The organism is Mesorhizobium sp. M4A.F.Ca.ET.090.04.2.1 (assembly GCF_003999085.1).
GTDB lineage: Bacteria > Pseudomonadota > Alphaproteobacteria > Rhizobiales > Rhizobiaceae > Mesorhizobium.
Window position 1 is genome coordinate 1 of record NZ_RZOT01000084.1, and the last position, 13,842, is coordinate 13,842.

Sequence of the window (13,842 nt, forward strand, 5' to 3'; positions counted from 1 at the left end):
GTGATGTAGAAATCAGTACCGAGGAAAGCTTCAATTTTAGCGCCCTGCTTCAGGCGTGCCTCTAGGAGCAGCCCGATGATCCGTGCGCCACCCTCTTTTAGGAAGGCGACGGCGATGCTGATCTGCTCAGCGCCCTCCAAAACATGGGCGACAGCGGTCCGATGATCATCGGACGCCTTGTTCTGGATGAGTCGCATGCCGGTACATCCCCCTCAATGGCAGAATCCGCCGTCTCGAGAATAGCGGCTACCGTCCGATTTACCGCCATCTAATAGATATCCGTGTGCGTCAATTGCAACGATGTTCGAGATGTCCGCCGACAATTGTAACGAAACCTCGGATAGACTGCCGGCAGCTCACGAGCCAGGTAACAGACGACGGCTTTCGGGAACGGATGGGGGCACTTTATACGACCGATATGGCGCATTGCAGCCCGTCATTCTTGGGGCCGATAGCGGACTGGAAGCTTCGGGCCTCGGATCTTCCATAACGGACCTTCAATTCGGTGCGAGTATCTTCGTGACGTGACCCGAAGCAGACGCTTCAACAGGCCTGCTTTCGGGCCAACCGGCTAGAAAGTTCTACCTTGAACTCTGAGTGAATTCCCCGACTTTCCTGAAACACGACCTTCGCCCTGCCTGCGCAGATGGGCGATCGAGCCATATTGGCCAGCTTGGCGCTAGCCAAGCTGCGATTTATTTTCTCGAGTTTGAAACGGATCTCTGTTAACTGATAAGGGATTCGGAGAATCTCATGTCGAATCAGACCGTCGCAAGCCTATTTTCGGGAATTGGTGGATTCGAGGTGGGTTTCGCCAAAGCGGGCCTAAAGACGTCCCTGATGTGCGAAAAGGATTCTGCGGCACAGGCCGTCTTGCGAAGCCGCTTTCCGGAGATCAGTCTTGTCGACGATGTCACGGCCATGCCTCGTCTCCCCAAGTGCGACGCCCTTGTCGGTGGCTGGCCTTGCCAGGATCTCAGTCAAGCTGGACGGATGGCTGGTTTGGACGGCAGCCAGTCCGGGCTGGTGTCGCACGTGTTCAGGTTGCTCGACGCTACACCGAAGAAGCCGAATACTATAGTTCTCGAAAACGTTGCGTTCTCCCTAAATCTGCAGAAGGGCAAGGCAGTACGGTACGTTACCGCCGAGCTAGCCGAACGCGGCTACCGCTGGGCGTACCGCGTGCTGGACACTCGGGAATTTGGGCTTCCGCATCGACGCCGGCGCATTTTCATCGTCGGCATGTTGGAGGGTGACCCCGGAAACCTCCTCTTCGACGGTATCGACCGCGTAGCGCCCGCAAGCGATTGGGCGGCCAACATCGGATTTTACTGGACTGAGGGCAATCGTGGCGTGGGTTGGACCCCTGATGCAGTACCACCCCTAAAAGGGGGCTCCGGCCTAAGCATACCTTCACCGCCTGCTATTTGGACGGTGGAAACTGGACTGTTTCAGACGCCTGGCATCGAGGATGCGGAACGCCTTCAAGGTTTCCCCGCTGGCTGGACGGCGGCTGCCCGCGACACCAATAAGGGCGAGCGCGGGCGCTGGCGCCTTGTTGGCAACGCTGTGAGCGTGCCTGTGGCGACCTGGGTCGGACAACGTCTGGTGGCCTCGGAAGCCCACAGCCTTGCCTATCAGGAACACGGTACCGAGACGCTTTCCCAGCACAACGCGGCGTGGGGTGGCCCTAAGCAGACTTCACGCTACATACCTGGGGCGGGTGAAGGACCGGCAGACGAACGCCGCGTCTCGATCGCGAGCTTTGGCTTGAACGATGCACAGACATTATCCGTCCGCGCCGCCGAGGGATTTCTTCGCCGCTACATGAAGAGTGGGCTAACTAAGAACCAAGACTTCGCGCGAGCACTGGCGACCCACTGCGGTCTCGAAGAAGTACCCGCCTAAACGCGGCGGTAGTGCTGCCTTGTCTTGTAGCGCTCAAGCCCCTTAATGAGCGAGACCATGAAGATCCTTGTCCGTCGAAACTTCTCGGTAATGTCCTGAGTGCTGAATTGGGAACCGACGGTCTCGAACGTCTCGGCGCCATGAGCAAGTGTGTTGCGCATCTGTCTTATAAGGACCAGGTCGGAACCGCCGAGGCAAGATCGCGGTGGTCGCCATCGGCTTTCGATCCGCGCGACGAAGCGTAGCAATTCCTCGTTGTCGACATTTCCGGAAAACGGCAGACGGCGCAGGTCTGATTTCCAGTCCACGACCCCAGGCGCGAACCTGGCCACGTCGCGGATGAGGCTGTCGTGGTTGGCGCCCTGGGTGAGCCGGTCGCGGAAGTGAGCTCGGGCTATCTCTTCCTGCCAGTAGTCTTTCAGAGCCATAAAGCCGCCACCGCCTGCCAGGATCTCCTGTCGCAGCCCTACCAACGCCTCTCGGGAACCGAACTCTATGCAGTTGTACATCATGATGAAGGCGGAGGCGCGGGACGCCGTGATCGCCGCCGTTGCGCGGTAGAAACTGCGGCCGGGTATGTTGTAAACACGCTCCAGCGACTGCAGAGACTTTAGGTACTCGGACACGTCCTGCGCGCGGACGCGAAAGCGTCCCTCAACGCTCATACGGACGGCCGAGCAGGCTGTCGCGGACGTATTCGATACGCCCCCGGAGCTTCGGAGCACTGTTGCTGGCGTCCGTCCGCACCAGCTCCTCGAACTGCTTCGACCGCAGCCATGCATCCGATGGCGGCCTTAAGGCCGGATCGCTCCGTAAGGCGAGCGCCGTTCCAACGGCAATGGCTTCGAAGCGGACACGAGGAACGCGTTTCCCTCCATCCGGCCGATAGAAGGCCTTCGGATAGTACATGCGGATAAACTGCATTGTCCGCTCGAATTCGGCGCCCATCTCCGAGAGCCGCGCTTCGTCAGTGGACTTGTTCAGCTTGTCCATGTTGGAGTCGAGGAATTTCCTGACATCGTGGCGGAACGCCAGGTAGCGGTCGCAGTAGATGAAAAAGCGCGTGACTAGCTCTTGACGCTCGCTGCGAGCGTCGACGCCCTTGGCCATATGGGGCGTCAAGCTCTTAAAGAGGTCTGATGCAGCCCTTTCAATCACCAGATCGAGGAAGGCACCGCGGTAAACGCCTTTCCGTATTTCGGCGTCTTCAAGTCGCTTTCCTGATGTGTTGAGGCGCCTGAACAGCTCAACACGGGTGCTTTCGTCGGTTCCCTGGTCCAAGACGAACGAACGTATTGGCGTGTTGTTGAGACGCCGCTGCACCGAGGGCGGCAAATCGGCGAAATGATATCCGTTCAGTATGTCTAGCTTCTCGAGACCTCTCAGCGCGAACCCATCCCGCAAATATCGTACTAGGCTTCGGATCCGTTGCGAGCCGTCAACGATCTCCAAGCGCCCCTCGACGTCATAGAGGAATACCGGAGGAACTGGGACCCTGAGGATGAGGCTCTCGATGAAATAGGAGCTTTGCTCCTCGTTCCAAGCGAGGCTTCGCTGATACTCCGGAACGTAGATGTCCCCTTCCGTCTCGGCCTCATCGCGAAATTTCGAAACCACCAGTTCGACGGAAAAGTCCGTAACAACGTACCGAGCCTCCCGGCGCACATCATCGACGATCGCAGCCACTTCGTCCGGGTCTGCCAACTGCAGTAAAAGGTTCGACATAAGGTTTTGGTCCCGACAAGATGCATAGATGTCAGATTCTTGGCATGATCGCTAGCGAGGCAGAGAATCGGAACCCTGCGTCGCTCGCCCAACACTCGGCGCCGTGAGGAAAATGTCTTGACGGCTTTCGGTGAGGATGGTCAGATACTGGACGCAGAGTTCGAGGTCGAAGAAACGGCCATCGGGGTCGACATCGTGCTTCACTCGAATGGCGGCGTCTCCCGAGGCAAGCCCGCCTACAACCCGGACTATATCGCGACCCTTGAAACCATCTTAGCCCGCCTCGCGGTGCTCGGTGGCAATCTTGAGGGGGCGTGGGTCGACAGTAAGGCCCTCGCCGACCTCGACCCGAACGACCGTCGAGTTAAATTGGAGACGGCCGACTATCCCATTCGTCTATCCGACGTTTCCGATATCGGCGAACTCAGATTGCAGATCCACCGGAGCGTTTCAACGATCGGAAGGTCGGAACGTCGATCTGCCGGCACCGGCAATAAAAGTTACGACTAGCGGTATCTTTCGACATCCGCCCTTCTCTTCCGAGACTAGAACCGGCGTTGCGGGGCGGTACCGCCACCGCACAAGCCTTCATCGACTCACTTGTCGACTTTAGTACGAACGTTGATCAGCTGCCCCTACTCGCAAGCGCACCCGACCTGCAAAACCCCGAAATACGCAAAGCGGTGTGGGATTTGACGCGCGATGCTACTCCGATCATCAAGCACCGGATTAGCCGATACGTGGAACGCGGGCCGATCGGAGCAATGGTGAAGCTAACGAACAACCAGGTGTCAGGGCTGCGACGTCTTGGGTCAGGCTTGGGCCACGTTCTTCAAACCGGATGGTATGCCGTATGTCGAAGCTCACCACGTGGTGCAGGTATCGACACTCAGCGTTGATGTGCTGGGGCCGCAAAACGTCATTACGGTCTGTCCAAATCACCATCGCCAGCTTCACTTCGAGGTCACCACGGTGCTGCACCTTGGCGACGAATTCGAATTCATCCTCCCTCCGCACCTCGCGTTCCGGATTCGGAAGTTTTCCGTCTGAGACTAGCGTTAAAGCTTCGATGAAGGCGGTGTGGTTGGCTCATCCGCGCATCTATCGCCAGTCGCAATATTTGTAGGAGCGGCTCCAGGTAGTCGTTACGCTTTATCTCGCATTCCCACACCTCCACGACAGCCCAGCCCCGCGAACGAAGTGCGCCCGCAGCAGCGGCGTCACGCTCCCGATTGCGCCTAAACTTCTCCGTCCAGAACGCGACCCTGGACTTTGGCGTGGTCGCGAGATGGCAGCCCGGATGGCGATGCCAGAAACAGCCATGAACGAATACCACGACCTTTCGCCGGGGAAAAACGAGATCCGGCGTTCCCGGGAGGCCCTTAACATGAAGGCGGTATCGCAGACCGGCGGCATGAAGAGCCGATCGCACTTTCATCTCGGGCGACGTGTCCTTTTGCCGTACCGAACGCATTATCCTGCTGCGCTGTGAACTAACGGGATAATCGTCGTTGTCTATATGGTCACAGGTCATGGTTCTCAGTGCTCATTAGGGATGCAGCCGCCTGCGACGCTATAGGCGAACGTCGCAAAAACAGCTGCCTTCAGGCGCCAAAGTTGGCCGGACGCGCCATTCACGCTGAACCGTGCATTCCTTGAGGAGTCGACTCTCAGTCAAGTCTCACCGCAAGGAACGTCCCATCTAGACCGTTGAGAACTGAGAACGGTCGTTTAAGGCTCGTCACCTGCTCAGAGATTGAGCTAGCATGATCGTGGTGTTCGTCGGTAACTCGCCATGAGCCCATTCCCTGATCAAAGAAGATCGTGCCAGAGCCACGCGGCGTTCGAAATTCAAGGCGACGGCGGTGCGGCGCGGATTGGACTTGTGACACCTGCACTTTCGGCACCACCTCGACAAGCGATTGCTCCATAACCGCCGTACGCGTAACTAGGTCGGCCCAATCCCTATGCAACCACGGTCCTGTACGAGCCCCACCGCCGGTCTTGGCGGCGAGAGTCTGCACTTTGACGTTGGTGTCATAGTCGCTGAAGGCGGCGACCACTTCCGTCAGGAGACGGATGGACAGCGGATTGAACAGGTACTTGTCCGAATAGCGAATCTCCAAACACGGGGCAGAGAATACCTGCGCTAATTCCGTCGAGCGCGCGCGCAACAGCGCCCTGAGCCGGGCACCGAAACCCGCGGCTGGTCCGTCGAGCTCATCAGCAATCTCGAAAATGGCCTCACTGCCGCCGGCCGAGAGCAGGGCGGATACATCTAGCCGCTCCCGCGGCGCGGCAAGCGCCGTTGCACCTCGTACCACCGGAGCATCGGAGACAGAGCCCCAACCAATACCCACGGCCTTCGCGGATGCAGACGATGATGCCCAAGCGGTTAGCCCACGTGTCGAGACCACACCCGCCAGCCAGGCGTCGTTGTCGACTTCGTTTCGCGCTACGATGTCGACGCGTGCGCGCTGAGCCCATAGTACCACGTTCCGACGCGTGACGGCATCGGTAGCGGTCAGCGCGCTCGCGTCGACTGCGATCTGCACCCCGCGCCCGCGAGCGCCCCAGCGTTCCAGAACGGGCGCCATTTGCCAAGTCTCCAATTCCCACTCTGCAGGAGGCCCTGACATGAACACGACCAGTGTATTCGACGCATCGTCCCCAAGGCGGTCGGAGAGTGCTTGGGGGAGAGGTGCGGATTCATATTCGGTGGCAGGTCCGAACAGTCGGAAGCGCTTGGGAAGGTCCAGACTGCGTCCAATGGCGGTGAGTAGGGAATGCGCTGCCCTCCGGTCGGTGCCTTCGACCGCATGTTGGCTATCAACCGAGAGCACGCAGCGAGGGCAGGCGAATACTGCATCGGGATCGCCACAACGGCCCAACTTGCTGCAGTCCAGCAAGTCTCTAGCCTCGTTAAGTATGCCGATGGGATCACGAGCTATCGTGGCAGAGAAGCCGGCGCCTCCGCTCGCCCGGTCGAAGACAGCAGCGGTCCAATTGCGCTGGCCGGCAGGATGGATGGCGGGAGGCGCCGCAAAGCCCATCTCGTCAGCATCCACGCCGAGGCGACGCGCGGCCGCTTCTCTGATCGCCAAAGCCACCGTCAGCGCCACTTCACGGCTGGCGCAGTCGTAGAGTTGTATTTCGCAGACGTCGGTTCGAATTTCGTGACCGAGTCGTAGATGGCGCGCCACGGCATAGGGGTTGATCTCCGGCGCGCCTGTGCAGGTGCGTTCGTCGGCCGCACGGGGGCCTCCGCGAAGTGGACGGTGCCCCGCGAGGGACCCGGTGCCATCCGCTTGGTGTTCGGCTTCCGCGCGGCCACAGTGCAGGCAGACCTCGAACCCATGGCCGTGCGGACCTGGATTGAACCAGAAGACCAGACCGTCCGAGCCGGTCCGGAGGCGCCCGACGTTTGGGTCCGGGAGAGCGCGCCAAGCCAGAGTGCGCGCCGAGACCCAGGGGTCGACGAGCATTGAAGTCCCGGTGTCCGAGGGGTCATCATGAACTTCGTAGCGCGCGTCGACGGCAAAACCGGCTGGAGCGAGGAATCGCATGATCTTGAAGTCAGAGCTGCCGCAATCGGGGCAGGCGCCGGGAGACACGGCGGATGGCGCCGACAGTAACGCGCCGCAGGACTGACAATGGCGCATCTGACGAAGGCTTTGCACCTCCCGCACACCGGCCTTATCGGCGGGGCGTTTCCAATTCAGCGTGACGCCCGCGGACTCTCGCACGACACCGTCCACCACCAAGCTCCGCCCAGGCGCATACTCGAATATGGCGATGTCGCGTTGTCGGGATGGGTATCCTCGAGAACTAAAGCGGTTCTCGCCAGAGTCCTCTCGCTTGTGTCGCTCGACCCCAGTCTCCGTCACGAAGGACACCACGTCGCTCGGGAAGCCATATGACGGTAGGAATCCGCGACCGGCGAGTTCACCCAAAAGGTAATTTCCCTGGAGCCTCCGACGTTGGAAGTCCCGCGCCTTGGATACCACAGAGGTTTCGGCATCCGGCTCATCGCCCCTTAGTGCGTCCCATTCCGCGCTCAAATCCGACTGAATGCGCTCGATCGTATCCCGGACACCTTCGAAGAGGTCGGGGTCTGGTCGCACGGGGGTCCCGCGCAACACCTCCTCAAGATCCGATGTCATCGTCTTGAGACCTGCAGCGGCGGCGTCGAGCCATGCTAGGAAGCGACGCCAAGGCAAGTTATTCAGGACTTCTGCGCTGAGTCCGAGGCCGAAAAAGGCGCCATTCGTCAGTTTGTGAAGTTCGGCGCCCTGAGTGGCCAGAAAGCGCGCAAGAAGAAGGGCGTGGGCGTGACGTCGAGCGATGGTTGGGCTTTCGAGACTGACCACCGGCGCGGGCGCTTCTCGCGCCAGGAAGGCGCCGGGATCTGCGAACGCGAGTCGGTCGAGCGGTCGATCCTTGCAAATCGTCAGGCCAAGAGCGATCGGCTGACGCGCCCGTCCCGCCCGGCCGACACGCTGCCGGTAATTAGCGATCGCCGGTGGCGCATTGGTGTTTAGAACCGCCTCGATGCTTCCAATGTCAACGCCCATCTCCATGGTGGTCGAGCATCCAAGGACGTTGACTTTTCCAGATTTGAAGGCGTTTTCGTAGTCGCGGAGCAGGAAACTCGGTTGCTGAGCGGAGTGCTCCGCCGCGCGCAGCCACGGCGAGAACCTCGCCGCGCGATCCTGCTGATCGCCCCAGGCCCCCTTGGCCCTCAGGAGCGAGACACGTTCATCGGTCGCTAGCCAGTCGTCGAGAATTGAATCGGAGACGCGACCTCCGTGGGCATCACGGCGCCATGGAAACGGCAGGGTCGGCATGTCGACGGCTTCGGCTTTCGGGTGCACACCGAGCTTGTCGTATGGGCTTAGTCCGCGGAAGGTCGTGTCCACCAGACGTCGAGTGTTGGGGCACCAGAAGGCCCTTTCGATCGGCGTGACATTCATGTCGCCGAGCCGTAGCCGGAAGCCATTCGGACTGACCGTCATGAACCTTTGCAACGTCGACCATGCTGCCCGCAGAAGTTCGTTCAAGTCATCCCGAACGCTTGGATCATCGCGATCGAGACCAAGCGCCTGGACAAGCATCCGAACCACGCGAGAAGGTCTTGGACCGTAGGGGTGTGGCCAGAAGCGGACGTATCGGCTTGAGGGAAGCGCAGGCTCGAAAGGTACCATTTCCACGTGGCTCTGGCGGCGGTCAATCCAACGCATCCAACGTTTAGCGTCGAAATCCAGGATGACGTTAGTTCGGACAAAATGCGTAAGGAGAAGGCGCACGAGGTCGCGCCAGTCGTCTGCATTCAACCCTAAGCGCGTTGCGGAAGCCGGAACGACCACGTTGGGCTCGTCCAGGCCGGGAATGGTCAAGCGCAAAAGGCCCAATGTCTCAGCGCTGTTGGCGCGGACGGGCCGTCGCATGATCTCCCGATATAGCATGAATTCAGCGAGCCGCGCTGGGTCGGAGAAAGTCTCTTCGCGCTCGACCCAGAGATTCGAGAGAAAGCGGTTGATTGTGGGCTCAGCGGCGAGTCGATCGACAAGTTGGCGCCAGGCCTTCGGGGTGGCGACCCCTTCGAGCCTGATTCGCGCCAACCGAAGGTCAGCCATGAGGCTGAGAGTGATCCCGTCCTGCTCGTCGGAGGCCAGTCGCTTGAGCTTAGCCTCGATCGCGGCGATGGCCTGGTCGTCCCGCACGGGACGATCCTGCACAAAGTGGTAGAGAAAGCTTCGGACGAAGCCGCGCTCCGATGCCACCTGCAAGTTCGCCGCGTGTCGGGCCGTGCCCTGCCGCGCATCGGTGAAGGTAATCAGTTGCCGGCCGTCGAGCGGCAAGGGCTCGTCAGCGTCAGGTTTTGGCGATAGGTGCCCGACGAGTCCAGGGGTGATCTGAGACATCAAGTAGGGCGCACCCGCGACGAGCGATCGAAGCACGCCGGCCTCGAGGTCCACCTTCTTGGGTGCCCAGCCGCAACATGGACACTCACCTACGTGGCGGCTCGCGGTCGTTGGTAACCCCGCGCCGTCCACGGTCTCGACGATCGCACCGGTTTTTGGCTCGAAGCGGATTATCGGAGACGGCCGTGCCCCGCGCGCCCCTAAATATCGGCGGTTCACGACCGGGGATGTGGTCAGCGGCGCATCGTCTTGTGTGTCGTCTTCGGCGCCGAAGGTTTCGTCGCGATCGAGCGTTTGCTCGAACTCACCGTCCCCTGTGCCGCCTGTCCAGGCCACAAGATGCGATCCGTCGGCAGTTTCTTCAGCCTTGAGCGCACCATCGCCGCATTGAATGCAATAGGCCCATTCGAGCACGAGCGATCCGCAGTGTGAGCAATGCTCTCGCGATTCGAGGAAGACGGCGCCGAAGTGCCAGTCGGCTGCTTCAGATGCGGCGGGCCGCCCGGGACAGGTCGGGTTCACGCAGGCCCAGAGACCGGAAAGCGTCCGGTGGAAGAGGTGTAGGCGGACCGGCAGGATTGAGTCTCCGCCAGCGCTGGCCAGCGCCGGATCGGAATGTGGGTCCTTCGCCCTTGACGCTTCGACAAGCAGGCGCCTCGGGTCTACGTCCGCGCCGCCGATCTGGCGCGCCTGCGCGCTCCAGCCGCTCCAGCCTACGATGGCGCCGGCTCTGAACTGCTCCCTCAGGACCCTTAGCGGTGCAGACTTAGCGAAGATCTCACCGGCCTGGAGCGGTTCCATGCCCGCTATCTCGTCAAGTTCGATGAGATTGCTATTGAGGGCAGGAGAGGCCGGTAGCGACGCCCTAACACCTCTTACCACGTGAATATTTTGCTCTGGTGCGCCTGACAGATCTCGAAGGAAGGATCGTAGCTCGGCGGCGTCCGGGCCGCCGATCGTCGCTGAGGTCGCGACGTATCGGAGCTCTTCGGGTTTGCGACCGAAAGCAAGCGCGACGCGGCGTAGTAGGAGAGCAATTTCGGCCGCCTGGGCGCCGACATATGAGTGCGCTTCGTCCAGTACCACGAAGTCAAGCGTACCTTGTGACGCCCGCAGGATCGGTGCGTCCTTCTGCCGGATCAGCATGTACTCCAGCATGGTAACGTTGGTGACAAGAACCGGCGGAGGCGAGCGCCTGAGTGTCGTCCTATCAGCGACCTTCCAGGGTTCCCCACGCGCGGCGGTGCTCCGCACACTCTCCGGCGTGTCGCCATTGTAGAGGCAGTAGCGCAGCGCTCCGCCGAAGGGGGCGAACCACTTTGACAGCCGCTCCTCCTGGCTGGCGATAAGTGCGTTGAGCGGATAGAGCATCAGCGCGCGCACTCCTTCGAGCGGTTTTGCACCGCTATCGGAGGATCGAACCAGCCCATCCAAAATCGGTGTCAAAAAGCATTCTGTCTTCCCTGAGCCTGTGCCGCTCGACACGATCACCGAAGCGGCGCGTTCGCCGCAAAGCTGCTTCCAAGCGTCCACCTGGTGGGTGTAGGGCGGGTATGCGACTTCACGCAGAACTTCGAGCGTTCTTGGGTGCAAAAGGCCAGCCGGCAATCCGCCCCAACCGCCCTCTAACGGCAACCAGGGATAAGCGCCTTCGACAAACGGTTCGGAGAGGGCCGAGTTAGGCTGACCAGCGCGCGCACCCAAGCCCTCACGCAGATGCCGATTGAGATCGACTGAACGGAGTCGAGCCATACCGACAATCGCATCTGCAGCATCGCGTGGCAGCCGCGCCAGAAGCCTCTCGATTTCCATCACAGGTCCATTCGTTGGGTGGTGCCGGGGTCTATAGTCTCGCGTCCAAGGGCGACGGCGAGAGCGCTCTCGAAGAGCTGACGGTCGTGGAGCCAAGCGGCCCGACATCGTCCGACAACCTGCGGGTTTTGATGGAGTTTGCCGGCCGCCATTCGCGCCGCCACTAGGGGAGCAGCGATCAAATCCGCGAAGGCTGGGTCGTACCGCTCCCAAAGCTCGCGTCGCTCTGGCAGGAGCCCCGCGAGATGCAATCCGGTCGGTGGCTCGCGATGCTCACTCTGACGAGTCACGAACGCTTCGGCGAGTTCCCGAAGCGTTTCCTTCGGACGCCGGCATAGCCTTCCGATGAGGCCGGGTTCCAAATCTGCTCGTGGCGCGACCAATAGGAAGGTGATCCACGCATGAGTCGCTAGCCCGGGCTCCAGATCAGCGATTTGGCCGAGGGCGGCCGCCACATTGCGCCCTGCGTCGGCAGTCGGTAGTTCCAACCGTTCCAGGCGGCGCTCCAACTCGTCAATTCTCGTTCGAAACGCAGACACCCAGTGCTCGACTTCCGTTGCGCACCAGAGGAAGGGTAACTCACTTTGTAGCCGGATCACGGCGTCGCGCTCCTCAAGAGTGTCGCAGGTCGACAGGATCCACGGAGCCGCCTGGGGGGCACGGCAAAGTGACCGCAGGGCATCGATCGCCGGCACGGGCACGTTGCGATCCCGCGCGGCCACGCTCAGATCGACCAAGAGGCGGAGATCAGCGCGGTTCAAGGCTTCCGGGTGCTTTAACACTGTAGCAAATGCATCGTCCCGGGCGTCACGTCGTGCGATCCTGAAGGCCAGACGAAGCGCACTTCCACGATCGTCGTCGCCCGGTGGTTGGGCGACCACCTTCGGTCTGAGCGAGGTCCCGTCATTGGTTCGCCCGAAGATCAGCCAGGGGCCCGGACCGAGCTCTTGCAGGAGTCGCGTCTGCAATTCCTGCAAGGAAAGGCGTGGAAGGTTGTTGGAGAGTTTCGCGGTAGGCTGCGTCAGCGCTAGCGCATCCAGATTCCAACCAAGGATACTCGAAAGGCCCGAGAACGGCGAAATGCCTTTCTCGGCCACCAGCGGCTGGTCTTCGTCGTACCAGGCGATCTCGGCGAAGTGGTCACCTCGACCGGCCCAGCTCAGGCGCACCTCCGCATCGAGGTCCGGAAAGCTACCAAGGAGATCCCGCAATTCGTCTTGAAAGGCCGATAGCGGGACGAGACCGTCGATACGACGCGTGGCCTGCACGGGCTGTCCTGCGCCCTGCCGAACCACCAGCCATAGGTCGCGACCGCCAGGCGCCAACAGGCGGAACCCATGCAGTCGATCGATCGAAATCTGGGCCCGGCTTACGGCGGGCCGCATGTCCGGGGTCAACAGGAGCGGCTCGGCAATCGGATCAGCGAGCGTTAGGTCGAGTTGGGTGTCCCATCGCAGCGCCACGTGTAGCATCGCGCCTGGGGTGTGGAGTCGAAGATCGACGCGCGCGTCATCACCATTCCTGGAGATCGGAAGGATCTGACCGCCCTTCGCCGCAACGCTGGCCCCGAGCAGATTCTCGATTTTCAACGAGTGGGTTCGCGGTTCTCCCGATAGCACCAATTCACGCGGCGCAACGTCGGCGCAGGTCCAAGCGACCAGTTCACCGCCCCGCCTCATTGCGATCTCGACCCTGCCCAGGGGCGCGTGTTTGTTCGAAGAACGCCACGAGCCTCTCCCCAACGACCGCCAAATTAGGTCTTCCGACGAAACCAGCGTGTGATGCTGACCATCCGAAAGCCAAGCCTTTGGCGTCCCTAGGAACACCGTCTCGCGCACCCGCCGTAGAGTCTCTCCTGTGAGGATCAGTCGCTTCGTATCCTCGCGCTCGGCCGCGCTACGCCACGTGAGACGCCCATCACCAAGGTCGAGCGAAGCTTGCCCGACGAAGGCCAGAAGACAGCGTCCATCGAGGATGCAGTCTCCCAAGTCAGAAGGAGGGTGTTCGAACTTCAGTGCTGAACGAGCCTCCTGCGTTACAGCCATAGCCAGCCATGGCCGAGTGCTTCGAAAGGGCGAACTGCCAATGAATCTTAGTTCAAGCGCGTTCTCAAAATCGACGCCAGGATCTGGCTGGAAGAGGAGGACAGGCGCGTCTACCGGCTCGCCGGCAAACGCGGTGAACTCTTCGACTAAGGTCTCCCCTGCAACTGCCGCCAACCTAATTGCCTGGTTCAGGCGAGCGGGAACTTCGAACGCCTTGACCAGCGGACGGGACTCCCACGCTGTCGCCTCGTCTGATTCCACCTGTTCCAGCACGGCGATGGGCCGGTTCAAACCCGGCAGATCACCCCGCGGAAAGATGCGCAGCCGAGTGGCACCTTCCATCGCTGCCTGCAATTGGGGAGATGTTCGGACCACGTCGAGTTCACCTGACAAGGTGAGTTCGGCCCGCGGCGCCCACCCTTCGGCGG

The 13,842-nt window shown here is 61.0% G+C and carries 9 protein-coding genes; 3 read left to right on the top strand and 6 right to left on the bottom strand.

Features of this window, described 5'->3' with window-relative positions:
* Positions 1-197: hypothetical protein (locus EN781_RS08720; RefSeq protein ID WP_145965465.1), on the bottom strand; the 197-nt coding region annotated here is incomplete at its 3' end.
* Positions 198-753: 556 nt separating this feature from the next.
* Here EN781_RS08720 and EN781_RS08725 point away from each other — a divergent pair.
* A complete protein-coding gene (locus EN781_RS08725; protein WP_126034261.1) occupies positions 754-1,908 on the top strand; it encodes a DNA cytosine methyltransferase in 1,155 nt (384 codons plus the stop codon).
* Here the strand turns inward: EN781_RS08725 and EN781_RS08730 are convergent.
* Together EN781_RS08730 and EN781_RS08735 are read right to left on the bottom strand one after the other, a co-directional pair.
* The gene (locus EN781_RS08730) at positions 1,905-2,573 is read right to left on the bottom strand and encodes a hypothetical protein (protein WP_091595094.1); all 669 of its coding nucleotides are present in this window, start codon (positions 2,571-2,573) and stop codon (positions 1,905-1,907) included. The genes EN781_RS08725 and EN781_RS08730 overlap by 4 nt on opposite strands.
* Positions 2,563-3,594: a DUF262 domain-containing protein gene (locus EN781_RS08735; protein ID WP_245492568.1), complete on the bottom strand. Its 1,032-nt coding sequence runs from the start codon at positions 3,592-3,594 to the stop codon at positions 2,563-2,565. Before EN781_RS08735 ends, EN781_RS08730 begins: the two co-directional genes overlap by 11 nt.
* A gap of 156 nt (positions 3,595-3,750) precedes the next feature.
* Between EN781_RS08735 and EN781_RS08740 the strand changes: the two genes are divergently transcribed.
* Together EN781_RS08740 and EN781_RS34185 are read left to right on the top strand one after the other, a co-directional pair.
* Entirely contained in the window at positions 3,751-4,143 is a 393-nt protein-coding gene (locus EN781_RS08740) for a hypothetical protein (protein ID WP_126034260.1), read from the top strand.
* Between the two features lie 297 nt (positions 4,144-4,440).
* Positions 4,441-4,683 (top strand): HNH endonuclease signature motif containing protein, encoded by a 243-nt coding sequence (locus tag EN781_RS34185; protein WP_189375197.1) that lies wholly within the window; start codon positions 4,441-4,443, stop codon positions 4,681-4,683.
* Here the strand turns inward: EN781_RS34185 and EN781_RS08745 are convergent.
* From EN781_RS08745 to EN781_RS34190, 3 genes are all read right to left on the bottom strand, one after another.
* Positions 4,634-5,167 (bottom strand): very short patch repair endonuclease, encoded by a 534-nt coding sequence (locus EN781_RS08745; RefSeq protein ID WP_091595102.1) that lies wholly within the window; start codon positions 5,165-5,167, stop codon positions 4,634-4,636. The genes EN781_RS34185 and EN781_RS08745 overlap by 50 nt on opposite strands.
* A gap of 136 nt (positions 5,168-5,303) precedes the next feature.
* The gene (locus tag EN781_RS08750; RefSeq protein WP_189347414.1) at positions 5,304-11,369 is read right to left on the bottom strand and encodes a DEAD/DEAH box helicase; all 6,066 of its coding nucleotides are present in this window, start codon (positions 11,367-11,369) and stop codon (positions 5,304-5,306) included.
* Positions 11,369-13,842: hypothetical protein (locus EN781_RS34190; protein ID WP_189347416.1), on the bottom strand; the 2,474-nt coding region annotated here is incomplete at its 5' end. The genes EN781_RS08750 and EN781_RS34190, both read right to left, overlap by 1 nt.

Excerpts from the sequence above, each read along its gene's own strand:
- EN781_RS08725 (WP_126034261.1), top strand. The coding sequence starts at position 754 with ATGTCGAATCAGACCGTCGCAAGCCTATTTTCGGGAATTGGTGGATTC.
- EN781_RS08730 (WP_091595094.1), bottom strand. The coding sequence starts at position 2,573 with ATGAGCGTTGAGGGACGCTTTCGCGTCCGCGCGCAGGACGTGTCCGAG.
- EN781_RS08745 (WP_091595102.1), bottom strand. The coding sequence starts at position 5,167 with ATGACCTGTGACCATATAGACAACGACGATTATCCCGTTAGTTCACAG.
- EN781_RS08750 (WP_189347414.1), bottom strand. The coding sequence starts at position 11,369 with ATGGAAATCGAGAGGCTTCTGGCGCGGCTGCCACGCGATGCTGCAGAT.